Origin of the sequence: Yersinia massiliensis, from assembly GCF_003048255.1 — a bacterium.
In the GTDB taxonomy this organism is placed as follows: Bacteria; Pseudomonadota; Gammaproteobacteria; order Enterobacterales; family Enterobacteriaceae; genus Yersinia; species Yersinia massiliensis_A.
Genome location: NZ_CP028487.1, coordinates 619,024 through 644,842, shown reverse-complemented (window position 1 = coordinate 644,842; position 25,819 = coordinate 619,024). Strand labels below are relative to the sequence as shown.

Here is a 25,819-nt window from a genome sequence, read left to right as displayed (position 1 = left end):
AAATTTCTCAGAAATTAAGACAAATAATATTGAGAATCATTATCCACCACAAGAATATGATGCCGGATTATGTCATCTGAATACCTTAATTTCATTTGCCCCAAAAACCAGCTCGGCACTTAATCGTTTTCAGGTGAATAGGTTTTGAACAAATAGGTTTTAAACAAATAGCTTTTGATGTTCTGGCGCATGTTGATTAAAGAAAAGTAAATTTTCGCCTCGATTGACACTATTTCTGAGATGTAATGAGGAATAAAGAGATGAAATTCAGCGCACTAACTTTTGCGCAACCTTTCTATTCATTCAATGTAACCCGACAAAACCATTCTAAAAACAGAGGGATAGTCCTATACTCGCTGGCAGCATCATGTCATACCGCGACTTATTCCGCCTCAATGGCTAGCATTCATGGGACCCGCACTTATGGGAAGATCACAGCTTATGCATCAGATGCGCGCCAGTAAAAAGCGCCTGTGCGGTATGCTATTGATCGCCTGCTGGTTGATCCTGAATGCACAATTGGCTGTTGCCAGCCATCAATGTGATATCGCCCCTGCCGCCTCCCCTGTTTTTACCCAACACCAGGGGCATTTACAGAGCCAAATGCATGACATGCCGGCAATGATGGACATGTCCCATGGTCAGGCGCAAAACGCACTGTGCGAGAAGCACTGCATTCCAGATTCCATTCAGTCTGATAGCGGTATGTTGGTACTGGCTGCGTTACCCACCAATACAGAGCTCGTGCTGGCGGATAGGCAACAAAATCCACGTATTCATCGCCTTGACTGGCAAACCCCGCCCATTGTCGGCCCCCCGACCGAAATCGTTTTCTGCCGATTTAGAGAATAGATCCAGACATATTTGACCGCATCTTTAGGCCGCTTTCGTGCGGTGTATTGCGTTTTCTTATGTTTTGGAGCCATTCCTATGCTTACTTTATCTCGTGTTGTCTCCGCTGCTGCGGGCGTACTTTTTTCTGCTGCTACACTTTTTTCCACCATTACACTTTTCTCTGCTCCCCTGTCTGCCGCGACTTCCCCCATGGCCGACACGATGCCCATGTCCCATGATCATGGGGCGATGATGGCCGATGCCACCACGTCTGACGCCGAGATCTATCACTCTCGCGGGCAGATAAAAGCGTGGAACGCCACCAGCGTTTCTATTGCTCATACCGCCATTGCGGCACTGAACTGGCCGCCGATGGCCATGACCTTTGACTTGCCAGATAGCCTGATGGCGGCCCCCTTGCCGGTTGGCGCATCGGTCACCTTCAGTTTTATTCAAACGAGTCAGGGTTATCAGCTAACCGCCATTTCAGCGCAGCAGCCGTAAGGCGGGAGTCATCATGAACGCATTATTCAATCACCCACGGCAGGGGCGGCCCACGGCTGCGCCACGTTTCGGGTTTGCCCGCCTATTCATGGCTGCCATGTTTAGCCTGCCCGCGATGGGCTATGCCGCAGATATCACGCTGGAACAGGCACTCTCTTCTGCTGAACGCTATTCGGCCGAACTCTCGGCCAATCAACATCAGGTCAATGCGCTGGAGAACATGGCCAGCTCCGCCACGCAATTACCGGACCCCAAACTGAAGTTCGGTATTGAAAACCTGCCAGTTGGTGGCAGCAATGCTCGCCGTTTTACTCGCGAAGGTATGACCATGCAGCGCGTTGGGATTATGCAGGACTACATCAGCAGTGATAAACGGCAAAGAAAAGCCGACACCCTCAGTGCCGAGGCCCGTAAAACGGCAGCGGGCAGCGAAACCATCCGTACTCGCCTACAAAAAGAAGTTGCTCAAGCCTGGTTGGATTTAGCCCTAACCGAGCAGGCAGTCAGCGATGCTAAGGTGCTGGTGCAGGAAAGCGAAAAACAAGTCGCGCTACAACGTGCGGGGGTCGCCAGTGGTGGTGCCTTGCCCAGTAGTGTCCTTGATGCTCGCCTGACATTTTCAGCCATGCAAGACCGATTGACCAACGCACAGCGGGATGTCGCATTGGCACAAACGCAACTGACTCAATTGACTGGCATTGAAGTCAATCACATCAGCGGCCCGATGCCCTCTTTTACCCGCTTGCCTGCCGAGAGAACCGTACTGCGTGAAGCCATCAATCAACATCCAGAGATTGTGCTCGCCAGCCGTGAAGCCGATGTCGCCAAAGCGCGCTCCGCGCAATCCGCAATTGCCGCCACGCCCGATGTTGGCATTGAAGTGTATTACGCCAAACGGGCAGACGAATATGAGGATATGGCCGGTGTGATGGTGACTGTTGACCTGCCACTGTTTCGCTCACAACGCCAAGACAAAGATTACGCCGCTGATGTTTCGCGAACGATGGAAGCCAACGATCAATTGACCTTATTGACCCGCGATCATCAGGCACAACTCGACACCTTACTCGCGCAGTATCAAGCCGCCCAACAGCTCTGGCAGCGGCAAACCAATGAAGTATTACCGCTGCAAAAACAGCGCGTTAACTTAATGCTGGCGCAATATCAGGCCAATAAAAGCGATTTAAGCAGCGTGTTAGAAGCACGACGCGCCCTACTCGATAGCCAACTCAATGCCAGCAATGCCGCCAGAGAGTTGGCCCGTACTTGGGCTGCCATCCGTTATCTGACCCCGCAGGAGCGCATGCAATGAAAAAACATTTAGGTTTAACCTGGGTCACCGTGGCAGTGATCAGTGGGCTCGCCGGTTATTGGCTAGGCCAACCCGCCTCACAAGCGGCCCCGACAACCGAATCACCTGCGAACATCTCCTCTGCGAACATATCCCCTGAAAACAGCCCAAAAGTGCTGTATTGGTATGATCCCATGTCTCCCGGCCAACGTTTCGATAAGCCGGGAAAATCCCCCTTTATGGATATGGACCTTGTTCCGCGCTATGCCGGTGAAACGGCAGAGGATGGCGGGGTCACCATCAGCGCTCGCCAACAGCAAAATCTGGGAGTACGCACCGCACTGGCTGAGATGCGCCCACTCAATTATCGCCTCAACGGTTATGGCACAGTGACGACCGATGAACGTAACGTACAAATTATTGCGGCACGGGCAAATGGCATTATTGAAAAGTTATACGTCAATGCTAGCCAACAACCGGTCACAAAAAATCAGCTATTAGCTCAGCTCTGGGTGCCTGAATGGAGTGCGGCACAACAAGAGTATCTGGCGGTTCGCGCATTAGGTGACACGCCGTTAACTGCCGCGGCGCGCCAGCGGTTACAGCTACAGTTCATGCCAGAAGCCGTCATCCGCAGCGTCGAGAAAAGTGGCCAACCACAAACGCGGGTGACACTACGCTCCCCCTCTGATGGCTTTGTGAATAAACTCGATATTCGCGCCGGTTCGCAAGTGACGGCCACCCAATCGCTATTCGAGTTAGCCAGCCTCGATCCGGTGTGGATCGTCGTCGATTATCCGCAATCACAAGCCAGTTTGCTCACGCTGGGGAGTACCATTACCGCCACGACAGCCAGTTGGTCAGGTGAGACTTTCCACGGCAAAGTCAGTGAATTACTGCCCAATATCGATCCCGCGACCCGTACCTTAAAAGCACGTATCGTGCTGGAAAACCCGCAACATAAGCTAAAACAGGGTATGTACCTGAGTGTGCAGTCGGCATCTAACGATAATCTTGAACCAGTGCTGGCGATCCCGCAGGAAGCGTTGTTGATGACGGGTAATCGCAATACTGTCCTGCTCGCGGAAGGAGACGGCCACTTTAAGCCGGTCGAGGTCAGTGCGGGATCAACGCAAGATGGATGGGTAGAGATCAAATCAGGGCTCAATGTTGGCCAGCGAGTGGTGACTTCGGGCCAGTTCTTGATCGATTCGGAAGCGAGTCTGCAAAGTGCGCTGCCGCAAATGGAGGCCACGTCTGAAGCTACCACGCCGGCAACAGATCAAGCCACAGAGAGTCCAGCAGATATCTACTCGGTACAGGGGGAAGTCAAAGCGATAAATGGGCAAAACATTACGCTATCGCACGGCCCAATTGCTGCCCTGAAATGGGGAGCCATGACCATGGACTTCCAATTACCGAAAGGGAATTTAGCCCCAGAAATTATCGTCGGCAGTCAGGTTAACTTCACCTTCACGCTCAATGAACAAGGAGCTCAGATCCGCCAAATCCAACCCGCGAAATCCAATAGCAGTACCGATATCCATGGAGGCCATTTATGATTGCCGCCATTATCCGTTGGTCACTGCGCAACCGGCTGTTGGTGTTACTCGGTGCGGTAATGATGGCCGCATGGGGGATCTGGTCATTGCAACAAACCCCAGTTGACGCGCTGCCAGACCTGTCTGATACACAAGTAATTATTCGCGTCAGTTATCCCGGTAAAGCACCGCAAGTCGTGGAGGACCAAGTCACTTATCCACTGACGACAACGATGCTATCGGTGCCGGGTGCCAAAACCGTGCGCGGCTTCTCGATGTTCGGCGATGCTTACGTCTACGTGCTGTTTGACGATGGTACCGATCCTTACTGGGCGCGTTCAAGAGTGCTCGAATACCTCAGCCAAGTGCAATCCACCCTGCCCGCCGAGGCGAAAGCTTCACTGGGGCCAGATGCCACGGGCGTAGGTTGGATCTATGAATATGCGTTGATCGATAGAACTGGCAAATTGAGTTTGGCCGACTTGCGCGCATTACAAGATTGGACGCTGAAATTTGAGCTAAAAACCGTGCCAAATGTCTCGGAGGTCGCGAGCGTCGGCGGCATGGTGCGGCAATACCAAGTAGTCCTTGACCCCGAACGCATGCGCGCACTGAATATTCCCCATCAACAGATTGCTAACGCCATTAGTGACAGCAACCAAGAAGGCGGCGGTTCCGTGCTAGAAATGGGGGCGGCCGAGTATATGGTGCGAGCCAGCGGCTACCTAAAAACGCCGGATGATTTTAACAATATCGTGATTACCGTTCGCGACGGCATTCCTATTTTACTGTCCGATGTTGCCAGTATCCGCATGGGGCCAGAAATGCGCCGTGGCGTGGCAGAACTGAACGGTGAAGGGGAAGTCGCTGGCGGTATCATCGTGATGCGTTACGGTAAAAATGCGCTGGAAACCATCAATGGCGTGAAAGAGAAGCTGCAACAGATTCAGCGCAGTTTACCCGCAGGCGTGGAGATCGTACCGGTTTATGACCGCTCACAACTGATCACTCAAGCCATCGACAGCCTGTCATTTAAGCTGCTGGAGGAATTCTTAGTCGTCGCCGTGATCTGCTCACTGTTTCTGTTCCATTTCCGCTCGGCGCTGGTGGCTATCATCACCCTGCCGCTCGGGATTCTCGGTGCGTTTATCGTGATGCATTATCAGGGCGTCAATGCCAATATCATGTCGCTTGGCGGTATCGCGATTGCCATTGGAGCCATGGTGGATGCGGCAATCGTAATGATCGAGAACATGCACAAGGTGCTGGAGCAATGGCGTCGCGATCACCCTGGTCAAACACCTGCCAGCCAAGACTATTGGCGTATATCAGAGCAGGCGGCGATTGAAGTCGGCCCCGCACTCTTTTGCAGCTTATTAATTATCACGTTATCGTTTATTCCTGTCTTTACCTTACAAGCCCAAGAGGGGCGGATGTTCTCCCCGCTGGCCTTTACCAAAACCTACGCCATGGCGGTTTCCGCAGGTTTAGCGATCACGCTCGTCCCCGTCTTAATGGGCTATTTTATTCGTGGGAAAATCCCTGATGAAAATGCTAACCCGATCAACCGCGCACTGATCGCCCTTTATCATCCGGTATTAACCGCCGTGTTAGCACGGCCTAAAACCACCTTAGTGATCGCGGGGATGTTGTTACTGGCCACGTTGTATCCACTCAGTCGATTAGGCAGCGAATTTATGCCCGCGCTGGATGAGGGGGACTTGCTGTATATGCCATCCACCCTACCGGGGATCTCGGTGCGAGAAGCCAGCCACTTGCTGCAACAAACCGATCGGCTGATCAAAACCGTACCGGAAGTGGCAACGGTATTTGGTAAAGCAGGACGAGCAGAGACAGCCACCGATCCCGCCCCACTGACGATGATCGAAACCACGATCCGCTTTAAACCCAAAGATCAATGGCGGCCAGGTATGACCATGGACAAATTGATCGAAGAGCTAGACGCCACAGTGAATGTTCCCGGTATCGCCAATCTGTGGGTTCCCCCCATCCGCAACCGGCTAGATATGCTGTCGACCGGCATCAAAAGCCCCGTCGGCATCAAAGTCAACGGCAAGAACGTGCAACAAATCGAGCAAGTGGCGCAGCAAATTGAGCAGGTGGTACGCAAAGTACCCGGGGTGACCTCGGCGCTATCTGAACGTTTAGCCGGAGGACGCTATGTGGATATCAATATTGACCGTAAACGCGCTGCCCGCTATGGCGTTTCAGTGAAAGAGCTGCAATCACTGGTGGCAACGGTGATTGGCGGACAAAACATCGGTGAAACCATTGAGGGACGTGAACGGTATCCCATCAATCTGCGCTACCCGCGAGAAATACGTGATTCCCTGCAAAAGCTGCGTGATTTACCAGTTGTGACGGCCGGTGGTGGGCAAGTGGCGCTCTCTGAGCTGGCTGATATTAAAGTCACGGAAGGCCCACCCATGCTAAAAAGCGAGAATGCACGCTTATCCGATTGGGTGTATGTCGATTTGCGTGGGCGAGATTTAAAATCAGCCGTCACTGAAATGCAACAAGCCGTTGCTCAGCAAGTCAAGCTACCTGAAGGGGTATCACTCGGGTGGTCAGGGCAATTTGAATATCTAGAGCGAGCCACTGCGAAACTGAAAGTGGTGCTACCAGTCACTTTAATGATCATTTTTGTGCTGCTCTACGTGACTTTCAGCAGTGTCCGCGACGCCGCACTCATCATGGCAACGCTACCTTTTGCTCTGATCGGCGGGGTTTGGTTGCTATATGGGCTGGGATACAACTTTTCTGTCGCCGCGGCTGTCGGCTTTATTGCGCTGGCGGGGGTGGCAGCAGAGTTTGGTGTCATCATGGTGCTTTACCTTAATCAGGCCGTGAAAAAGCATCAGCAATCGGGTATTACCCTGACCGCCAGCCAAATGAGTGCCGCTATTCATGAAGGCGCAGTGCTGAGAGTGCGGCCAAAAGCCATGACAGTGGCGACTATTATGGCAGGCCTGCTACCGATAATGTGGGGCGGCGGCACCGGTTCCGAAGTGATGCAACGTATTGCTGCACCGATGATCGGCGGGATGGTCAGTGCTCCACTACTTTCTATGTTAGTGATTCCGGCAGTTTATATGCTGCTGCATAAAAAGGACCACGCATCTTCCTAAGCATCTCAACAGAGATTCGCACAAGCCCTATGTCCTGTTTCTCCGGATTTAGGGCTTTTTCTTTATCGCCTTAGAGAAACTCAGCCCAGCTTAAATAACAATAAGTTTGAGTAAAGTGGTTATTACTCCAAATGTTTCCATCTCAACGCGGATTCAAGCATCTGCTGCTCATTCACTTAATGTGTCTGATGTATAGCTTATAGAAAATAAAAATTATAGTTTTAGCTATAAAAACATAATAGAAATTCAAAGATATATAAGCCTCTAATACTACTCACAATCTAATTAACAATAAAAAATATAAAATACAATGAAATATAAAAATACTGAGAAATAGTAATGATAAATAATAACTAATTCCATAATTAGTAGAAATGCTGACTTGTTAATGACAAATTTATCATGCAAGAATAGATAGATTAAGTATTAAGATAAATGAGAATTATAACGTAAGCCGTCAGATTCACTCACTACCATTATTAATGATAGAAATAATCTTCACCATAAAAACACTCAAAGAGAAGTACCTACATAGCAATAAATAACTTATCTATGGCAGGGTAAATGACTAAAACACTCAAAGAACATGCATTAATCTTATACAGAATAGGGAGCCTTGAATATGGAGAAAAATGATATCGTGTTTAAATTGGAAGGATCAGTGCTATTCTCGCCCGCACAACGTAGCTTAAACGGCCCCGATAATAAAGTGGCAATTTTGACTGAGAACAATCTCAGATTTTTACAGCTATTACTAAATGGCATTACTGAGAAAGAACAAATTATCAATGAGGTGTGGAAAGAGCAGCGAGGTGCAGTCAGTGAAAGTAGCTATTACGGGCAACTCTATATGCTACGTAAGGCATTTGTACAGGTGGGGCTGAAAGAATCACTTATCCATACAATTCCACGTAAAGGTGTTCGCTATACTGGGACAGTCAGCCAAATGGCAGTTTGTCATAAGGCTGAGCAGCAGATTAGCGATAATGCAACACCGATAATGGTGAATCCCCCCCTAGCCATGCCCATTCCATTGATAACAAAGAATGTACCGACATTAGCACCTCAACCACCGGTCAAGCCCAATTTTTTACAAAGTTACCACTGGAAGAAACTGATCTCTTTACTGGCATTCTTTTCATTCTGCTGGCTTTCATTTCTCTCAATCTTAATCGTTATCATCTTATTTAATGGTGATGGCCCACATTCCTAATATCATTATTAAGATGAGAATAAATAAACAAGATTAAATGATGATAACAAAAAGGTATTCGCCCCCAAAAAACCATTTAATAGCTACCACTACGAACGAGACGAAAATATTGATTCGTAACGTGTAGAGAAACATTCGATGAGTATAGTAGACAAATAACGGGAATGCCCCATTAATTTAAAGGAAAACAATATGATGAACTTAATCACTAAAGGCTATGTTACTGCACAACTGAAAACCGAAGCGTTTATGAAAGATAACCGCGGTTCAATTATTGAATATGTAATGATTATTGCTTTAGCAGGTATCCTTATTACGGCGGCTAAAACACCATTAACAACTCTTGTCACTGATTTGGTGACCGCAGCCAAAGCCTCTGTTACTAACAGCTAATTGATAGTAACAATCTATTGTCTCCAATATGGCAACTTAAGGTTGCCATATTACTAAATAACATAAGGAATCGTCTTGGACATCCTTAGTATATTGCTCATTATTATATTAGTGCTACAGCTATTGGTGGTTTGTTACAGTGATATTCGCCACCGAATCGTAACTAATAAATCAATTATCACTATAGCGCTCACAACCTTAGTTATTAGCTTTACCCAACACAATACAGTTAGTGTTGTCATTCCGTTAGTTGCATTGATAGTAGGTTATATCCTATTCCATTTTAAATTGATCGGCGGAGGTGATGTTAAATTGATCACCGTATTGCTCTTGGCTTTAACGGCAGAGCAATCGCTGAACTTCATCCTCTATACCGCCATCATGGGAGGTGTCGTAATGATGATAGGAATGTTGATCAATCGTGCAGATATTCAACGCAGGGGAGTTCCCTATGCCGTGGCAATCGCATTAGGTTTCTTATTATCGCTGTATCTCTAAACATTAAGTTATTACTACTCCAACAATATGAAGGTCATTCATAATGAACCGTAAGCTTATTCTATTATTTTCACTCGTAATTGTGACAGTCGGTGTCGCAGGTATCCTGAACAATAATAAAGATGATGCGAATAACCTCACAAGCTTTGGCGAACAGAAAAAAGAGCAAAATGTTGATATTTTACTAGCACAAGCAACACGCCCCCTACCCTCAGGTAAAATACTAACGAGTGAGGATTACGAACTCAATAAAATCATGGTTAGCAAATCAAGTGAACTAATAAATAGTGATATTTCAAATATTAAGATGATCAATAGTCACTTATTGAAATCAAATATTACAGCAGGATCTTACATTACTAATGATATGTTGGTTTCACCGGAAAGCCGTGAATTTAGCCAGTTAACATTAAAGAATAATGAACTTATCTACAGATTCAATATTACACAAGAAGAAGCATATTTACTCGATGCATTAAGTATTGGCGATATGATAATGCTTCAACTAAGAACACGTGAAACCGATAAGAGAAAAGGATTAGAAAACAGCATTAACATAGACACAAATGAATTTAATGATAGAAAATCACAAAACTACTTATTAACTAATGTCATTTCTAACATACAAGTAATAAGGATAAAAAAGTATTCTTCAAGCGAGTTATCAGAAAAAAATAAAAGTAATCAAAAGACTGATGAGATATTTACTGGTTATATAGATGCCATAATACATACAGATGAACTGGATCTAATACATATGGCAGAGAAAGCGGGTGACATTCTTCTTGTGCCCAAGGTTAGATTGGGTAATGACAGCCATCGTTCAAAAAGTCTACATGACATCTTCCCTAAACTACACACAGTAAGAGAGCTAAGAGGATGAGATTAACCAAAATAAAGTATCTAAGTTGGAATTTATTTTCCTTATTTATTATTGCTCTTATTCTAATAGCATTTAATAAAGCTAATGCGAAATCAGTTTATATATCTCCGGGGGAGTCATACATTGTCAAGACTCAAGAAGAGATAGAAACTGTTTTTATTTCATCCGCAGAGGTAGCCGACTATGAGTTAGTGGGTAAAAATAGTATTATTGTTTATGCCAAAACAGAGGGCACTGCAGAATTAATATTATTAAACGATGAAAATAAAGAAATCACAAAGAGAACCGTTGTTGTAAACAGCATCATCAATGCTGTAAATAAAAGAATAAATATTGAGTACCCTAATAGTAAAGTTGAAATTGATAAAATAGAGACTAGCTACGTTCTAACTGGAGAAGTTGCGTCCGAAGAGGCTAAAGATACTATCGTCAGTATTGTGGGGGAAGCGATTGGTAGCAAGAAAGAAACGATCGGTAAGGAACAATATTTTAGCACGCCCGATTATTCTCGTCTGATTAATAAGATAAGCGTTACACAATCTAATCAAGTGAATGTCAAGCTGACCATTGCTGAGGTCACCAAAGACTTCACTGAGAATATCGGCATAGATTGGAATACGGTAGGAGATGCCATTGGTTCATTCCAGTTTATAAAATTCAATGCCAATGGGATTAGCACACTCGTTCACGCCATCAATGATGAATCAATTGCACGGATTTTAGCTGAGCCCAATCTCTCCGTCTTATCGGGCGAAAGCGCGTCATTTTTGGTTGGCGGTGAAATACCAATTGTCTTATCAACAGAAAATAGCCAAACAGTCACTTATAAAGAATTTGGCATCAAACTCAATGTTGGTGCAAAAGTCAATGAAAGCAAACGTATACGTATCCTTCTAAATGAAGAGGTCAGCAGCATTGACAAGCTATTTGATGCTAAGGGTGGGGATTCTTATCCTTCATTGAGAACACGCAAAGCCGCGACTACATTAGAGCTGGGGGACGGAGAAAGTTTTATTTTGGGTGGCCTTATCAGCAACACAGAAAGAGAATCGCTCAAAAAAATACCCTTTATAGGCGATATACCGATACTAGGTGCATTCTTCCGTAATGCGCATACCGAACAAAGACAAACTGAATTAGTCGTGATCGCGACAGTAAACCTGGTAAAACCAGTATCAAAGCAAGAAGTGGAACTACCCGGTTTCATGCAAACATCTACCCTCGAACGTCTCTTTAATTTCACCCATATTATGGAGATTAAAAGAGAAAAAATGGCAAAAGAATTTATGCGTAAAGGTGGTTTTATAAAATGAAATTATTAATAATGATTGGAGTACTGCTCAGCTCCAATTTATCTCAAGCAAAAATAATAATAAATCCGGTTGAAGACGACTATTCCTTTACTTTAAAAAAGGGAAAAAACACTGTTAAAAGTAAGACAGCGTGTAAAGGAAAAAAAGGATATAAGCCCTGTACTTATCAACATAATGACTATCGTTCAGTAAAAAATAGTGCATTCGGGTGTGCTGTTAACAACAACAAGAAAAACGCTAGTGACAATGGTGATGTATGCAATTAATTCTTAACAAGGATCTGATCAGTAGAAAAGAGCGCAAGGTAAAGGATAGCATCACGATTATTTCTAATAGGCATTGGCTCATTGAGGTAGTTTCCGAACAAATTCGGCTTGCCGACATGAATAATATTAATGAGATCAACAAAGATATTTTCAATGTACCGTCTGTTAGTTTATCGGATCAAACCAGCGGTGTTATTGTTGACATCGGTGATAATAGTAATGTTGATGAACTATTGGCTTTAGCAAATAACTATATCTCGCGTCACTGCTGGTGTGTATTAGTAGGTGATGTTGACTCAATCTCTATCGCGCAACAGCTAACTGAACGGGGGGTTTTATACTTAAATATACAGTCACAATCAGCGGAGCTAACACAACTTTTACTTAAAGGTATTCAGGTAGAAAAAGATAGAAAAGCATTCTTTATCAGCGTGCTTGGCTGTAAAGGAGGAATAGGCACGACCCTACTTAGTTATCATTTAGCACATGAGGTCGTTCAAATAAAAAAATTACCCACTTTATTATTGCAAGGTAATAACGGTTCACAAGATCTTGACCTTATCACAGAAAAGAAAATAGCAAGTGATTTAACTGAGTATCAGAAAAACTTTGACCTCATGCAAAGTAAAGATAAAAATCTAAATGACATTAGCACTAAAGAAAGTCATAAGTATAACTTTGTCGTATTTGATCAACCAATTCATAATTCGACAAAAGAAAAACTGACTGATTATGTTGAATATTCCAACTGCATTATTATTCTACTGGATAATAGTATGACATCAGTTCGCACTGCTAAAGAATTCATCGACATTCACTCAAGATTCAAGAGGGATAACAAACGTGGCATTAAATTAATTATTTGCTTAAATGAAAGTAGAGTCGTCACAAAAGATATGCTAGATACATCTGACATACCGTCTTTATTAGGTCGGAAAATTGATATCAAGATCCCTTATATAAGCAAAGAAAATAGCTCAATCAGTGACAAAAAATATTTTGGTCGTCGAAAAAAACTAATCACTGAATTAACCAAACAAACACTAGGCATGCGAACTGACACATCCAAGTGTAACATTGCATGGATTAATAGCTTCACAAAAACATTAGCAATAAAAAGGTAAATAATGAAAATATCATTAACCACACAGGAAATTATTCGAGAAAAAATGTTGGCCAACATTGATATTGATAAAGTAGAATATCTTATTAATGACTATGCCAAGCTTAACAACCTAATCTCACAAACTTTTTATGAAATATTTAATGATAACGAGCATCAGTTAACCACCCAAGATCAGAAAAATATTATCGTAATGATTACAGATGAAATAACGGGGTTCGGGCCGCTAAGAGAATTGATGGAAGATGATTCTATTAGCGATATTATGGTCAATGGACCTGACAAAGTATTTATTGAACGTTTTGGCTTAATCAGTTTAAGTCATCAGCGCTTTATTAATAACAAGCAACTAACAGATATTACCAAACGCTTAATGCAACGGGTAAACCGCCGTATAGACGAAGGTAGACCTCTTGCTGATGCTCGGCTTATTGACGGGAGCCGAATCAATGCCGTAATAAATCCCATTGCTTTAGATGGTACTGCTCTTTCTATCCGAAAATTTAGTAATAATAAAAGAAAGTTAGAAGACTTAGTCGATATGGGCGCAATGAGCAGTGATATGGCAAATTTCCTCATTATTGCAGCCAGTTGCCGAATAAATATTGTTATCTCTGGCGGAACAGGATCGGGCAAAACGACTTTACTCAACGCATTATCAAAGTATATCTCTGAAAATGAAAGAGTGATTACATTGGAAGATGCAGCAGAGCTAAATCTTGAACAACCTCATGTTGTACGGATGGAAACACGCTTAGCTGGCCTGGAGAATACTGGGCAAATTTCTATGAGAGATTTGGTTGTTAACTCCTTACGTATGCGGCCTGATAGGATAATTATTGGAGAGTGCAGAGGCGAGGAAACATTTGAAATGCTCCAGGCCATGAACACGGGCCATAATGGCTCGATGTCAACACTGCATGCAAACTCACCTCGTGATGCGATTACTCGATTGGAAAGTATGATCATGATGGGGCCAGTTAACATGCCTATATTAACTATTCGACGTAATATCGCATCTGCGATAAATCTTATTGTTCAAGTTTCCCGGATGAATGACGGCTCGCGCAAGATATGCTATATCAGTGAAATTATGGGAATGGAAGGTGAGAATGTCGTTCTACAGGATATATTTACATTCAAAGCCAATAAAGAACGTGATGAGGAAGGCAAGATTCAAGGAAAATTTACTAATCATGGTTTATTGAGTCGTTCTTCAGTAAGAAGAAATGCTGATATTTTCAATTTATCAAATGAGCTTATCAGTATATTCCCCTTGGTGAAATAATGACTTATTACATATTGCTTTTTTCTGGCATTATTTTATTCGCACTAACTAACTTAAAATGGATAAAAATAAAAAAATTCATTAGTAATGCTGAATTCAAACCCTCAAAAGATAAAGTGCATTTTCTTTCATTTTACAGAAGGATATTATCAGAATGGACCAGTTACATATCAAATATTATCATCGAAAGAAACAACAAGCATATAATCGCTCCGGTTATATATTCAACTTTAGTTTTCATTTCTAACTTATATTGGTTTCATATAGATAATATTTTTGTTTTTATCTTCACCATTAGCAGCATCGTATTCTTTCAATTGAAGATTTCAAGAAAGATTCATCGGTCTCATTTTAACAATGACTTTCCTGAGGTCCTATTGATGATTAATATGGCCGCCAGCAGTGGTGCGAGCATTAATCAAGTATTAGAGCGCTGTGGCAATGAAATAAAAGGGCCATTAGGCAATGAACTCAATTTAATTTGCCGAAAACTGAATGTAGGAGAATCCCCAGAGTCTGTTTTATATGACTCCTATAAGCGATTTAACTACCCAGAGTTCTTTTTTCTTATCACTATAATCTTACTGAATCTTCAACAAGGTGGGCAATTGAGGGAACTGACAAGCCGGCTGTCCTCGGTGACCACAAAAAATAAAACAGCCGAACAGAAAAAAGCTGTGATGACTGCACAAACTCGGATGTCTGTGAACATAATATCACTTATGCCAATATTATTTTCATTACTTCTTTATTTTATTGACCCAGCCACAATGAATTCAATGTGGGACCACCCTATTGGTCGGATGATTTTTTATTACGTAATCGCCAGTGAAATTGCTGGGCTAGTAATAATAAGAAAAATGCTGAGGAAAACATTATGAAAATAGCGTTAATTATTATAATATTATTTTTCATCAGTCTGTTTTTCACAAAAAAAGCAAAATCAAATAAGATTTCAGTTTATTATAAAATAATTAGCCGAGAAAAAATTGACAATGAAAAAGAGCATAAGCACCAAGAAAAGAAGTTATCAAACTTCATCAACCTCCCATTCATTTTGCATAATATCACTTATTTTAAGATATTAATAATTGCAACAGCTATAGTAATATCGATTTTATTTATCGCTACAGATATTATATCCATAAACCTCAATACATTGATGATTATCGGTCTTATTACTGTTGCAATGATGATTACTCTTCCAAAGATAATTATAAGTAACTACATTAATAAAAGAACGACGTCTATCCTTCGAACACTCCCTTTCTTTATCGATATTACAGCAGCTTGTGTTCAATCGGGGATGACGATAGACAGCTCACTAAGCTATACAGCAAAAAAATTTCAAGTAATAAACACCGATTTAAGCTCTATCATTTCCAATATGAATAAGCGTGCGGAAATTAATGGGTTAGACAGCGCCATTAAAGAATTACACCAAAGTTCAACTGCAACAGAAATAAGAATGCTTTGCAGTACATTACAATATAGCATTAGTTTTGGCTCTACCGTTTACGACCAGCTTATTCAGTTATCCCAAGACATCCGAGAAATGCAGTTATTAATTACAGAGGAAAAAATTAGTAAGTTATCGACAAAACTAACAATACCATTATTCATTTTCATCCTAATCCCTTTTGTTGTTCTCGTTATATCACCAAGTGTATTGGAGTTAATCACATATGTTCAAAACAATTAAGTCCACCATGGCAATTTCTATTTTCATCTTTCTAATTAATGGTTGTACATCTAATACTTTTAATCAAAAAGAATTTACTTACCGTGAAAGCCTTTTACTTAAAGCTAATAACCATGGTGGACTCATCAATTTATATCGGGAAAAGTTAAAAACAAGAGAGGATGATACCGTTAGAATAAAATTGGCAAATGCATATTACCTTGCTGGAGATAGCAAGTCATCATTATATTACTTACAATCAGTCACTGATAAAAAAACCGAATATTTTCATCTTATAAAAACCAAAAATCTTATCAATCAAAATGAAACTATTGCCGCAGAAATTGCAGTCAAAGAGCTACTGACTATCGCACCTAATAATGCCGAAGCCCATAACTTGAATGGTATTGTATTGGCTGATAGTGGTGATATGCAAAAATCTGAAAAAGCCTTTGAACAAGCCAGAGCTTTATTTATTAACGATGAAATAGCAATGAATAATATCGCTGTCGTGGCAATGCTTGATAATCGTTATACCGACGCAGTGAGAATACTGTTACCGGACTATTTGGCCGGCAATAGAAATTCGCAAATTTTACATAACTTAGTATTTTCACTTATTAAATTAGGTGACACACAATATGCCAAAAAGATAGTAATTGCTGAAAAAATGGCAACCGAACCTGATGAGTTGTTATTAGCATTGAGACAAGTAGAGCATCTTCACCAAATAGAAATTAGCGATAAAGGTATATGATGTGTAAAAAAAAATGGCTATTTTATCGTTCAAATACCGGTTCTGTTACTATTGAATTTAGTATAGTCTTCGTTCTATTTATATTCACTTTATTATTCTCAGCAGAAATATCACGTCTTATCTATATATCTGCCAGCCTCGATCTGGCAGTTTCAGAAGCAGCAAAAACAGCTAAGAACAAGGAAATAAATAGTGAGTCATATCAGTCGATATTTAATAGCAAGATCATCGAACAGCAAGGTATGTTCGGAAAATTCATTAGCCCAGACAACACTGTCGCAACAGTAGAATTTGCCAATAGCATCGCAGATATTACTTCAAAAAAAATGACCACACATCACTCTACTCAGAAGTTAGCACGTTATAGCGTACGTTATGAATATAAGCCCATATTGTTTCCAATCCCCTCAATTTGGGCTAATAGCTTATTATCTCGCGAGGTGATCTTTGTACAAGAAAATGAGTAATAGCAAATTTATAGTTAACTGTCATGGAACTGTTATCGTTGAATTCGTTTTTGTTGTTTTCATTATTACATTACTAATAAAGCTAATGATTTCAGTCGCCGCATATCAATCTACGGTGGGTAAATTAGACCGTATCTCATACTCTATTGCCGGGATAGTCAGAGAACGGGGGAGTTTATACGCTGATGATATTCAATTGACGCAAAATCAGGTTAGCGAGTTGAAAGTTCTCTCCGAAGAAATGCTACTTCGCTCAGGCTTGCAAAGAAACGATATAGCAATGACAGTAGAGACATTGCATTTTCATGCCACACCTCCTGAGATTAAAAGTATTGATAATAATAAAACGTTGTCATTTAGCATGGGTGCCTGCCAACCCACTCAACCTCTGCATAAAATGATAGCATTATCACCCTATACCAATACAGGTCGCTGGTTACCATTATATCAAGTGACATTATGCTTATCTGCCTCACCTTGGTATACCACGCTATTCAGTGTTGGAGCGGGGGGGAGTACCGCTATTTCCATAAAATCATCTGCGGTGACGATTGAACGCTAGTTCTTATTTTATAGGGATATCATAATGAAATTAAAAAAAATACTTATGCTTTATAAGAAGTATATTGCTCATAAATATAAGTCAATTTTTCTATTTATAACCAACAAACAAGGTTCGATTTTATTGCCTTTTATTCTTATTCTCCCCTTTTTTATTGGCTTAATATTTTTATCTTTTGAGGTTTCACATTATTTACAAAAAAAAGCAAAACTATCTGATGCTATAGAGCAAGCCACACTCGCGCTAACCGTCGAGAATGATGATATTCCAGATGCCGGTCAAGAAAGTAAAAATCGGGACTTGGTGAGCCAGTATATTCATGCGTACTTGCCATTAGAAAATTTCTCGACACCAGAGATTGAGATAAATAATTATTGTGGCCAGCTTGTTTATAAGGCGAAAATGTTTATGAATTACTCAGCAAAATTTTTAGCTAAGACTCCTATCACTAATAAAATAAAAACGATAGATATAGTAGATACTGCTGTGGCAAAAAAAACAATAATACATGACCATAATGAAAAAACTGATGTCATCTTTGTTGTAGATTATTCTGAATCAATGGAGAAAAAGTTTAAGAACAATATTTCTAGCATTAAAAAAATAGATGTTCTAAGAGAGATATTTATCAGGGTAAATAATACTATCTTACGAAATGCAGATATTCAAACCATTGGTTTTATACCCTACTCATGGGGGACCAAAAGGAAAACAATTGAAAATAATCAGACACAAGAATATTGTCATTTTCCTTTTATCGCTAAAGAATATAGCAAAAAAAATGATTACTTTAGGAAATATATTGCATCTAAACTACGTGAAATATCAGGCCTTGAGAACATAGAAAAAGTTTATGATATTAAATATGCGGACATTGACTTATTTGATGAAAGACACTCATACTTTTACGATCGGATAAGAACCTTACCAGTTGATTATAAAAGTGAGGCAGAACAACTCTATAATAAAATTCGTTATATTTATACTGCTTTAACCCAAATTAAAATCATAGGTGAAACTATAGATTATGATGCAACGATTAAGTCAATAAACTCAGATGCTAAATATATCGACATTCCAATAAAAGATATAATAAACGATGAGATTTGTCTAAATTTATCAGATGCATATTCGTTAGAGGACTATCAAGACACCAATATTATTAATTCGATGTTAGATATGACACCTATTGGTGGAACACTTACTAGTTCAGGTATTCTCTATGCAAATAATTTATTCAGAAATAACAATGATGATGACAAAGAGAAATTAATGATAATAATCTCTGACGGGGTCGAGAGTTATGATGAAAAATATAGAGAAAACCCAGGGTTTTATATTACTAAAAAACTGATCGATAAAGGTATGTGTGAAAAGATCAAAGATAATAATATAAAGATGATTTTTATTGCTATTGACTATGATCCGGAGAAGATTCAGGACCCCAGAAGATATATTGATTGGAAAAAGTGCGTTGGCGAAGACAATTATTACGAGGCAGATAATGCCCATCAGTTAGAAGTCGAGCTGATGGGGGCTCTAGGGGTTCAATCCTCCAACGAAGTTGGCCGCAACACACCTAAATAACGATAAGCAGGTGCGGTGTATTAGCCACCGCACCGGTTGCAAACTATTTAGCGCTGCCAGCAGCTTCCATGCCAACGAGCCCAACTTTGAGATAGCCTGATTTGCGTAACGCATCCATCACGCTCATTAAGGTTTCATAATCCACCACTTTGTCTGCTTGGAAGAAGATCGTGGTTTCTTTATTGGATTGGGTCACTTTATCCAGCGCTGCTGCTAACGTATCGCGGTCAACTTGCTGATCACCGACATAAAGCTGGTTATCCGCCTTAACCGTCAGGAATATCGGTTTCTCCGGCCGTGGTTGTGGTACTGCTGACGATGCAGGCAGATCGACTTTTATATCAACAGTTGCCAATGGTGCTGCAACCATGAAGATGATCAGTAATACCAACATGACATCAATGAAGGGGGTCACGTTAATTTCGTGTAATTCACCGCTTTCATCGAGGTTATCATTCATCCGCATCGCCATAAATCACCCCGCACGCAATTGGTGAGGCTGCTTAGATGACTTTGCTTCTGCGCTGCTGTTCAGGTCAAGGTCACGGCTTAACAGCAATAACACCTGTGCTGCAACATCACCGACTTGTGCACGATAAGAACCAATCAAGCGAGCAAAGATATTGTAGATAACCACCGCAGGGATTGCCGCGACTAAGCCTAATGCTGTCGCCAACAGAGCTTCAGCAATACCGGGGGCGACAACGGCCAAATTCGTGGTCTGGGAATGTGCAATACCAATAAAGCTGTTCATGATGCCCCATACCGTGCCAAACAACCCAACAAAGGGTGAGATTGCACCGATAGTGGCAAGGAAACCGTTGCCTTTACCCATTTGGCGGCCAATAGCAGCAACTCGACGCTCTAAACGAAAAGCCGTACGTTCTTTGATGCCGTTGTTGTCGCTCGATTCCGCCGATAGCAAACGTTCATTCTGAGCTTCACGCAGTAATTGGCTGCTGATGCTATCTGCGGCAAACACTTCCGCTCGTTCGGATGCAGTGTCCAAATCAGTCACTGCGCCAATAACTTCATGTTCTTGTCGTAAACGGCGACGTGCGCGATATAGCTCAGTCCCTTTAGAGAACAAGATGGTCCAAGTGACAATTGACGCTAATACCAAGCCAATCATGACACCTTTAACCACCACATCGGCATGCTGATACATACCCCAAACAGATAAATCCATCGCCAAACCTTGTGGAGCAGGCGCAGTCAAAGGCTGGACCATCGGTGTAGGGCTAACATTTGTATTGATTGCGGCTTCAGCGGCGGGGGTAATTTCAGGTGCCGGAAGCGGGGTCGATGTTGCTGTTGTTGCTTCTGTTGAGGTTGCTGACGCAACAGATGAAGCAACGGCGCTACCGTTACTTGGTGCAGCCTGCACATGACCTGCTAAACCGGCCACCAGCAATAATGCCACCACCCCTGTCATCACTCGACCTTTGGCGAATGACTTTTCATTAATTTCTTTGCCAGCTGTTTTCACGCTGTGCCTCCACCCAATATGCATTTCAATTTAAGGACGAAATCTAGGTGCCGATCATATCAAACAAATGAGGGATTGATAGTAATTATCATTAGTGTTTACGCCGTTTTTTTGAGAAAAAAAAAGAATTCGCCAAATATCAGGGACTACGTTACTTAACGAGCAGGCTTCAATTGTTGGCTGTACAGCGCAAGTGACACTAATCGTAAACAGAGGTCATTAATTGATTTAACACGGTGATATATTGGCAACATCGAACGTCATTGCTTATAGCCCTCTAATAAATATCCTATTTCGTCACATACACAGCATTTTCCCATGATAAAACCACAGAATATAGCGGGTCACCCTCTTGAGTTTTTTTCATGCTAAAAGCTACGTCCACGCACCATTCATCATGTTAACGTACTAAATAACGTCCCCTATACATGCTCGCCAATGAAGCTTGGGCATCGCTGATAAAAAGGTCATAAGGAAATCATGTCTGCAAACAAACCAACCTCAGAAAAACTTGAAACACACCTGGTCAGCGCGGGCAGGCGTAAAAAATTCACCCAAGGCTCGGTCAATACCGTGATTCAACGGGCATCATCTTTAGTTTTCGACACCGTTAAAGCAAAAAAACATGCCACTATCAATCGGGGAAATGGTGAACTCTTCTATGGCCGTAGAGGCACTCTTACTCATTTCTCCTTGCAGGAGGCGATGACTGAGCTGGAAGGGGGCGCAGGTTGCGTCCTATATCCTTGTGGCGCAGCTGCAATCAGCAATGCGATTTTGTCCTTTGTTTCCGCAGGTGACCATGTACTGATGACGGGTTCGGCCTATGAACCTGCACAAAGTTTCTGCGATAAAATTTTGACGCGCATGAATGTCACCACCACCTATTTTGACCCGATGATTGGTGCCGGTATAGCTGACCTCATCACACCAGAAACCAGAGTCGTGTTCCTGGAGTCTCCCGGCTCCATCACCATGGAAATACAAGATATTCCAGCAATGGTTCGCGCAATTCGTGCCGTTTCGCCGAATATGGTCATTATGATGGACAATACTTGGGCTGCAGGTGTGCTCTTTAGAGCGCTGGATTTCGATATTGATATCTCCATCCAATCAGGAACTAAATATATTATTGGTCATTCCGACGCGATGTTGGGGATCGCAGTTGCCAATGCCCGCTGTTGGGAGCAACTACGGGAAGATTCATATCTGATGGGGCAAATGGTCGATGCTGATACGGCCTATCTGGCAAGCCGTGGGCTGCGCACACTGAGTGTTCGTTTAAAGCAGCATGAAAAAAACAGTATTGAGATTGCCAACTGGTTAGCTCAACGCCCAGAGGTCGCGGCGGTCTATCACCCTGCACTGCCGAGCTGCAAAGGACATGAATTTTATCTACGCGACTTCACTGGCTGTAACGGTTTATTCTCTTTTGAATTAAAAGAACAGTTATCCCAAGAGCAGTTAGAAACCTATCTCGACCATTTCACCCATTTCAGCATGGCTTACTCATGGGGCGGTTTTGAATCCCTCATTCTGGGTTATCAGCCGAAAGATATCCGTGCAATCCGCCGATATGAAGGTGAAGAGCTTAAAGGGACCTTGTTCCGTCTGCACATTGGCTTAGAGAATGTTCAAGATTTGCAGGACGACTTGACGGCAGGGTTTGAGCGCATTAAAACAGTGTAGTAAACCACCTCCTTCATCATGATGTGTCAATGCGCGGTGACAGCACCCGCGCATTAATTCTCTCTTACAAAAATAATATCAATAGCACGTAGATAGACACTCAAAATTCATTTATTGAGGATAAGATCAATGTGGATAAGCGCCAATGCGGATACACTATATTGCCCTTATAAACATAAGTCGTTAAGGTCCTCATCGTGACTGGCATTAGCACTTAAAGATAATATCCTCACACGATAGGCGAACAGGAATAGAAATGGATGTATTACACGAAATCCTAAATGCCTTATGGCAGCAGGATTTTAGTAAACTTGCTGATCCAAATGTGATTTGGGTCATTTATGGCATTCTCTTTACCACCCTATTTTTAGAAAACGGTCTGCTGCCAGCTTCTTTCTTACCCGGTGATAGCTTATTGCTATTGGCAGGGGCCTTAATCGCCAAGGGCGTCATGGGGTTCTTACCCACCCTTATCATTCTGACCTTGGCGGCCAGCCTCGGTTGTTGGCTAAGTTACTTGCAGGGATTATGGTTAGGCGATACCAAAGTCGTCAAAAGGTGGCTGCTACAATTACCGGTTCATTATCGTCAACGTGCCCATACCTTGTTTGTTCGCCATGGTTTGGCAGCCCTGATTATTGGCCGTTTTCTCGCTTTTGTGCGTACCCTGTTGCCCACACTTGCCGGTATTTCTGGCCTGAACAGTGCGCGTTTTCAATTCTTTAACTGGCTCAGTGGGCTGTTATGGGTTGGCAGCGTCGTGGGGCTGGGCTTCGCGCTGAGCCACATCCCGTTAGTTAAGCATTATGAAAATCAGGTCATGACCGCACTGATGATTTTACCGATTGTTTTGTTATTGGTCGGTTTGGTCGGCACACTGGTGCTGGTGTGGTGTAAACGTAAAAGCGCGACGGAATAACGCAACCGTCATACTCAGTTGGTGCGCAACTTGGCAACCTCTTCGCTGGGGGTGTGGCCGAAGTAACGTTTAAATTCACGACTGAACTGTGACGCACTTTCATACCCCACTTTGTTTGCGGCGGTGCTGGCCTTTAGGCCGTCGTGTAACATCATCATCCGCGCACGATGCAACCGATAAGATTTCAGATATTGCAAAGGAGAAGTATTGGTTACCGCTTTAAAGTTGTGATGGAATGCAGAAACACTCATATTCACATCGGCGGCTAATTGCTCCACATTAAGATTATCTGCAAACTGATGTTCAATCCGCCGTAATGTCTTTGTAATTTGATTAAAGTGCCCGTGTCGATTCACTAACGCCTGCAATGCCCCACCGCACTGACCACAAAGCACATAATAGAGAATTTCACGCACAATTTGTGGCCCTAAGACTCTGGCATCACGGGGTTGGGACATCACATCTAGCAACCGTTCGGTAGCACACAGCATTTCATCTGTGAGCGCAGATGAGTTAACGCCTGACGCATTACCGAAGGGTTTGTCCAGCTCATCATCACCAATATCGATGAGTAAATCCTGTAGCATTTGGCTATCGATATGAATTGAAATGCCCGCCAGTGGTATTTCTGGGCTAGCAAAAGTTTCACATTCAAACGGCAATGGCACTGTCAAAATCAGGTAGTTTTTCGGGTCATAACGAAACACTTTACTGCCCAAATAACCGACTTTATGCCCCTGGAATATAATCACCACACTGGGGGTGTACATGACCGGTGTACGCGGCTGATGAACGGTGGAGTACAGGATTTTCACCTTCGGTACTGCGGAAAGTGTTAAGCCATTACCCTTTGCCAAACGGGTAATCTTCTCCGCCATCTGCGCTTGAATATCATTCACCTCTGTCATTATGCTTTCACCTGCTTCTGCTATCTAAGGCAATCTATCATCGGAAACGATCTGACATAAATTGTGCCGTATTTATCGTGTTTTCTACAGCGCTTTGGAGAAATAGGCAAGAGCAAGGCAGAAATGTGCATTGAGGTATCACGCTAAGTTGCCGACAATGGCTGACAATAAAACTGACAACACAGGAAGACAAATTATGCAAAACTTTACCCTTCATACCCCGACTAAGGTGCTGTTTGGTACTGGCCAGATAGCGCAGTTGAGCAAAGAAATTCCTGCTGATGCCCGTATTTTGATCACCTATGGTGGCGGCAGCATTAAGCAAAATGGCGTGTTAGACCAAGTCCATGATGCACTGAAAGGCTTTGATTTCTTGGAGTTTGGCGGTATTGAACCTAACCCGACCTATGAAACATTGATGAAAGCAGTTGAGCTTATCCGCGCAGAAAAGATCAACTTCCTGTTAGCTGTGGGTGGAGGCTCAGTTCTTGATGGCACCAAATTCATTGCTGCGGCCGTCAACTATCCGCAGGATCCCTGGCACATTCTAGAAACGACAGGCAGCGCTATCACTGAAGCATTGCCGATGGGGTCAGTATTGACCTTACCCGCGACGGGATCTGAAACCAACAGCGGCGCAGTTATCAGCCGTCGTAGCACTGGTGACAAACAACACTTCTTCTCACCACATGTACAACCACTGTTTGCCATATTGGACCCTGTGGTCACCTATAGCCTGCCACCGCGTCAGGTCGCTAATGGGGTAGTCGATGCATTTGTTCATACCATTGAGCAATACCTGACTTACCCCGTTGATGCAAAAGTACAAGACCGTTTTGCTGAAGGTCTGCTATTAACCTTGATTGAGGATGGTCCTAAAGCGCTGACCGACCCAGAAAATTACGCTGTACGCGCCAATATTATGTGGAGCGCAACCATGGCATTAAATGGGCTGATTGGTGCTGGTGTGCCGCAAGATTGGGCAACCCATATGCTCGGCCATGAACTCACCGCTCGCCATGGCCTCGATCATGCACAAACACTGGCCGTGGTATTGCCTGCACTGTTGGTGGCGAAAAAAGAGCAGAAACGCACCAAACTGCTGCAATATGCCGAGCGTGTATGGGGTCTGCGTGAGGGAACTGAAGATCAACGCATTGATGCCGCGATTGAAGCCACTCGTCATTTCTTTGAAAGCATGGGTGTCGCGACTCGCCTATCTGCCTACAAACTCGATGGTAGTTCCATTCCTGACTTGATCAAGAAATTGGAAGAGCATGGAATGACTCAACTGGGTGAACACGGTGATATCACGCTAGCAGAGAGTAAACGTATCTACGAAGCTGCTGTCTAAAATGATGTAATGGGAGCCGCGTAGGCTGGCCCCAGATCATGGCTGAAGGCATTGCGCAGATGTCATGTTTTCAGCCAACCAGTGATTCATTATTTTCGCCTTCCATAGTG

General features: G+C 43.0%; 25 protein-coding genes. 22 read left to right on the top strand and 3 right to left on the bottom strand.

Going from position 1 to position 25,819, the window contains the following annotated elements; all coding sequences use genetic code 11:
* Window positions 1-441 precede the first annotated feature (441 nt).
* The 19 genes from DA391_RS03010 (at window position 442) to DA391_RS02920 (ending at window position 19,350) form a co-directional block, all read left to right on the top strand.
* Window positions 442-852 (top strand): hypothetical protein, encoded by a 411-nt coding sequence (locus tag DA391_RS03010; RefSeq protein WP_019212563.1) that lies wholly within the window; start codon window positions 442-444, stop codon window positions 850-852.
* A 78-nt stretch (window positions 853-930) separates the two neighbouring features.
* Window positions 931-1,338, top strand: a complete 408-nt coding sequence (locus DA391_RS03005) for a copper-binding protein (RefSeq protein ID WP_050083748.1) — start codon at window positions 931-933, stop codon at window positions 1,336-1,338.
* A 13-nt stretch (window positions 1,339-1,351) separates the two neighbouring features.
* Window positions 1,352-2,650: a TolC family protein gene (locus tag DA391_RS03000; protein WP_050083749.1), complete on the top strand. Its 1,299-nt coding sequence runs from the start codon at window positions 1,352-1,354 to the stop codon at window positions 2,648-2,650.
* Window positions 2,647-4,191, top strand: coding sequence for an efflux RND transporter periplasmic adaptor subunit (locus DA391_RS02995; protein WP_108087352.1), 1,545 nt, complete (start codon window positions 2,647-2,649; stop codon window positions 4,189-4,191). Before DA391_RS03000 ends, DA391_RS02995 begins: the two co-directional genes overlap by 4 nt.
* Window positions 4,188-7,319 (top strand): efflux RND transporter permease subunit, encoded by a 3,132-nt coding sequence (locus tag DA391_RS02990; RefSeq protein ID WP_108087351.1) that lies wholly within the window; start codon window positions 4,188-4,190, stop codon window positions 7,317-7,319. Before DA391_RS02995 ends, DA391_RS02990 begins: the two co-directional genes overlap by 4 nt.
* A gap of 622 nt (window positions 7,320-7,941) precedes the next feature.
* Entirely contained in the window at window positions 7,942-8,532 is a 591-nt protein-coding gene (locus tag DA391_RS02985; protein WP_050083752.1) for a winged helix-turn-helix domain-containing protein, read from the top strand.
* Between the two features lie 192 nt (window positions 8,533-8,724).
* Window positions 8,725-8,925 (top strand): hypothetical protein, encoded by a 201-nt coding sequence (locus DA391_RS02980; RefSeq protein ID WP_050287410.1) that lies wholly within the window; start codon window positions 8,725-8,727, stop codon window positions 8,923-8,925.
* A 75-nt stretch (window positions 8,926-9,000) separates the two neighbouring features.
* Window positions 9,001-9,423, top strand: a complete 423-nt coding sequence (locus DA391_RS02975; protein WP_050083754.1) for an A24 family peptidase — start codon at window positions 9,001-9,003, stop codon at window positions 9,421-9,423.
* A gap of 43 nt (window positions 9,424-9,466) precedes the next feature.
* The gene (locus tag DA391_RS02970; protein ID WP_108087350.1) at window positions 9,467-10,306 is read left to right on the top strand and encodes a tight adherance operon protein; all 840 of its coding nucleotides are present in this window, start codon (window positions 9,467-9,469) and stop codon (window positions 10,304-10,306) included.
* The gene (locus tag DA391_RS02965) at window positions 10,303-11,619 is read left to right on the top strand and encodes a type II and III secretion system protein family protein (protein ID WP_108087349.1); all 1,317 of its coding nucleotides are present in this window, start codon (window positions 10,303-10,305) and stop codon (window positions 11,617-11,619) included. The genes DA391_RS02970 and DA391_RS02965 overlap by 4 nt, the downstream gene beginning before the upstream one ends.
* On the top strand, window positions 11,616-11,885 hold the full coding sequence (locus tag DA391_RS02960) for a hypothetical protein (protein WP_050083757.1): 270 nt from the start codon (window positions 11,616-11,618) through the stop codon (window positions 11,883-11,885). Before DA391_RS02965 ends, DA391_RS02960 begins: the two co-directional genes overlap by 4 nt.
* On the top strand, window positions 11,876-13,009 hold the full coding sequence (locus DA391_RS02955) for a pilus assembly protein CpaE (RefSeq protein WP_050083758.1): 1,134 nt from the start codon (window positions 11,876-11,878) through the stop codon (window positions 13,007-13,009). Before DA391_RS02960 ends, DA391_RS02955 begins: the two co-directional genes overlap by 10 nt.
* 3 nt (window positions 13,010-13,012) lie before the next feature.
* Window positions 13,013-14,296, top strand: a complete 1,284-nt coding sequence (locus DA391_RS02950; protein WP_050874834.1) for a CpaF family protein — start codon at window positions 13,013-13,015, stop codon at window positions 14,294-14,296.
* Complete coding sequence (locus DA391_RS02945; protein ID WP_050874832.1) at window positions 14,296-15,177, top strand: type II secretion system F family protein; 882 nt, start codon at window positions 14,296-14,298, stop codon at window positions 15,175-15,177. Before DA391_RS02950 ends, DA391_RS02945 begins: the two co-directional genes overlap by 1 nt.
* Complete coding sequence (locus DA391_RS02940) at window positions 15,174-15,998, top strand: type II secretion system F family protein (protein ID WP_108087348.1); 825 nt, start codon at window positions 15,174-15,176, stop codon at window positions 15,996-15,998. The genes DA391_RS02945 and DA391_RS02940 overlap by 4 nt, the downstream gene beginning before the upstream one ends.
* Entirely contained in the window at window positions 15,982-16,734 is a 753-nt protein-coding gene (locus DA391_RS02935; protein WP_167398157.1) for a tetratricopeptide repeat protein, read from the top strand. The genes DA391_RS02940 and DA391_RS02935 overlap by 17 nt, the downstream gene beginning before the upstream one ends.
* Entirely contained in the window at window positions 16,734-17,201 is a 468-nt protein-coding gene (locus DA391_RS02930; RefSeq protein ID WP_057645610.1) for a TadE/TadG family type IV pilus assembly protein, read from the top strand. Before DA391_RS02935 ends, DA391_RS02930 begins: the two co-directional genes overlap by 1 nt.
* Window positions 17,182-17,763 (top strand): tight adherence pilus pseudopilin TadF, encoded by a 582-nt coding sequence (gene tadF / locus DA391_RS02925; protein ID WP_108087347.1) that lies wholly within the window; start codon window positions 17,182-17,184, stop codon window positions 17,761-17,763. The genes DA391_RS02930 and tadF overlap by 20 nt, the downstream gene beginning before the upstream one ends.
* 24 nt (window positions 17,764-17,787) lie before the next feature.
* Window positions 17,788-19,350 (top strand): TadE/TadG family type IV pilus assembly protein, encoded by a 1,563-nt coding sequence (locus DA391_RS02920; RefSeq protein ID WP_108087346.1) that lies wholly within the window; start codon window positions 17,788-17,790, stop codon window positions 19,348-19,350.
* Window positions 19,351-19,393: 43 nt separating this feature from the next.
* On the opposite strand, the gene exbD is transcribed toward DA391_RS02920, so the two are convergent.
* Both exbD and exbB read right to left on the bottom strand, forming a co-directional pair.
* Window positions 19,394-19,822 carry a TonB system transport protein ExbD gene (gene exbD / locus DA391_RS02915; RefSeq protein ID WP_050083766.1) on the bottom strand — a complete coding sequence of 143 codons (429 nt, stop codon included), beginning with the start codon at window positions 19,820-19,822 and terminating at the stop codon, window positions 19,394-19,396.
* 3 nt (window positions 19,823-19,825) lie between these two features.
* Window positions 19,826-20,839: a tol-pal system-associated acyl-CoA thioesterase gene (gene exbB / locus DA391_RS02910; protein WP_072096323.1), complete on the bottom strand. Its 1,014-nt coding sequence runs from the start codon at window positions 20,837-20,839 to the stop codon at window positions 19,826-19,828.
* Between the two features lie 480 nt (window positions 20,840-21,319).
* Between exbB and metC the strand changes: the two genes are divergently transcribed.
* The gene (metC, locus tag DA391_RS02905; protein WP_050083767.1) at window positions 21,320-22,528 is read left to right on the top strand and encodes a cystathionine beta-lyase; all 1,209 of its coding nucleotides are present in this window, start codon (window positions 21,320-21,322) and stop codon (window positions 22,526-22,528) included.
* Between the two features lie 256 nt (window positions 22,529-22,784).
* The gene (locus tag DA391_RS02900) at window positions 22,785-23,447 is read left to right on the top strand and encodes a DedA family protein (RefSeq protein ID WP_019212541.1); all 663 of its coding nucleotides are present in this window, start codon (window positions 22,785-22,787) and stop codon (window positions 23,445-23,447) included.
* Between the two features lie 14 nt (window positions 23,448-23,461).
* Here the strand turns inward: DA391_RS02900 and DA391_RS02895 are convergent, their stop codons facing one another.
* Window positions 23,462-24,355, bottom strand: coding sequence for an AraC family transcriptional regulator (locus DA391_RS02895; protein WP_050287395.1), 894 nt, complete (start codon window positions 24,353-24,355; stop codon window positions 23,462-23,464).
* 196 nt (window positions 24,356-24,551) lie between these two features.
* On the opposite strand from DA391_RS02895, the gene yqhD reads away from it, so the two are divergent.
* Window positions 24,552-25,709 carry an alcohol dehydrogenase gene (yqhD, locus tag DA391_RS02890; protein ID WP_108087344.1) on the top strand — a complete coding sequence of 386 codons (1,158 nt, stop codon included), beginning with the start codon at window positions 24,552-24,554 and terminating at the stop codon, window positions 25,707-25,709.
* The last annotated feature ends 110 nt before the right edge of the window (window positions 25,710-25,819 follow it).

What these genes read in the sequence shown, in the direction of transcription:
- DA391_RS03010 (WP_019212563.1), top strand. Translation starts at nt 442, where the DNA reads ATGCATCAGATGCGCGCCAGTAAAAAGCGCCTGTGCGGTATGCTATTG.
- DA391_RS03005 (WP_050083748.1), top strand. Translation starts at nt 931, where the DNA reads ATGCTTACTTTATCTCGTGTTGTCTCCGCTGCTGCGGGCGTACTTTTT.
- DA391_RS03000 (WP_050083749.1), top strand. Translation starts at nt 1,352, where the DNA reads ATGAACGCATTATTCAATCACCCACGGCAGGGGCGGCCCACGGCTGCG.
- DA391_RS02995 (WP_108087352.1), top strand. Translation starts at nt 2,647, where the DNA reads ATGAAAAAACATTTAGGTTTAACCTGGGTCACCGTGGCAGTGATCAGT.
- DA391_RS02990 (WP_108087351.1), top strand. Translation starts at nt 4,188, where the DNA reads ATGATTGCCGCCATTATCCGTTGGTCACTGCGCAACCGGCTGTTGGTG.
- DA391_RS02985 (WP_050083752.1), top strand. Translation starts at nt 7,942, where the DNA reads ATGGAGAAAAATGATATCGTGTTTAAATTGGAAGGATCAGTGCTATTC.
- DA391_RS02980 (WP_050287410.1), top strand. Translation starts at nt 8,725, where the DNA reads ATGATGAACTTAATCACTAAAGGCTATGTTACTGCACAACTGAAAACC.
- DA391_RS02970 (WP_108087350.1), top strand. Translation starts at nt 9,467, where the DNA reads ATGAACCGTAAGCTTATTCTATTATTTTCACTCGTAATTGTGACAGTC.
- DA391_RS02965 (WP_108087349.1), top strand. Translation starts at nt 10,303, where the DNA reads ATGAGATTAACCAAAATAAAGTATCTAAGTTGGAATTTATTTTCCTTA.
- DA391_RS02960 (WP_050083757.1), top strand. Translation starts at nt 11,616, where the DNA reads ATGAAATTATTAATAATGATTGGAGTACTGCTCAGCTCCAATTTATCT.
- DA391_RS02955 (WP_050083758.1), top strand. Translation starts at nt 11,876, where the DNA reads ATGCAATTAATTCTTAACAAGGATCTGATCAGTAGAAAAGAGCGCAAG.
- DA391_RS02950 (WP_050874834.1), top strand. Translation starts at nt 13,013, where the DNA reads ATGAAAATATCATTAACCACACAGGAAATTATTCGAGAAAAAATGTTG.
- DA391_RS02945 (WP_050874832.1), top strand. Translation starts at nt 14,296, where the DNA reads ATGACTTATTACATATTGCTTTTTTCTGGCATTATTTTATTCGCACTA.
- DA391_RS02940 (WP_108087348.1), top strand. Translation starts at nt 15,174, where the DNA reads ATGAAAATAGCGTTAATTATTATAATATTATTTTTCATCAGTCTGTTT.
- DA391_RS02935 (WP_167398157.1), top strand. Translation starts at nt 15,982, where the DNA reads ATGTTCAAAACAATTAAGTCCACCATGGCAATTTCTATTTTCATCTTT.
- DA391_RS02930 (WP_057645610.1), top strand. Translation starts at nt 16,734, where the DNA reads ATGTGTAAAAAAAAATGGCTATTTTATCGTTCAAATACCGGTTCTGTT.
- DA391_RS02920 (WP_108087346.1), top strand. Translation starts at nt 17,788, where the DNA reads ATGAAATTAAAAAAAATACTTATGCTTTATAAGAAGTATATTGCTCAT.
- exbD (WP_050083766.1), bottom strand. Translation starts at nt 19,822, where the DNA reads ATGGCGATGCGGATGAATGATAACCTCGATGAAAGCGGTGAATTACAC.
- metC (WP_050083767.1), top strand. Translation starts at nt 21,320, where the DNA reads ATGTCTGCAAACAAACCAACCTCAGAAAAACTTGAAACACACCTGGTC.
- DA391_RS02900 (WP_019212541.1), top strand. Translation starts at nt 22,785, where the DNA reads ATGGATGTATTACACGAAATCCTAAATGCCTTATGGCAGCAGGATTTT.
- DA391_RS02895 (WP_050287395.1), bottom strand. Translation starts at nt 24,355, where the DNA reads ATGACAGAGGTGAATGATATTCAAGCGCAGATGGCGGAGAAGATTACC.
- yqhD (WP_108087344.1), top strand. Translation starts at nt 24,552, where the DNA reads ATGCAAAACTTTACCCTTCATACCCCGACTAAGGTGCTGTTTGGTACT.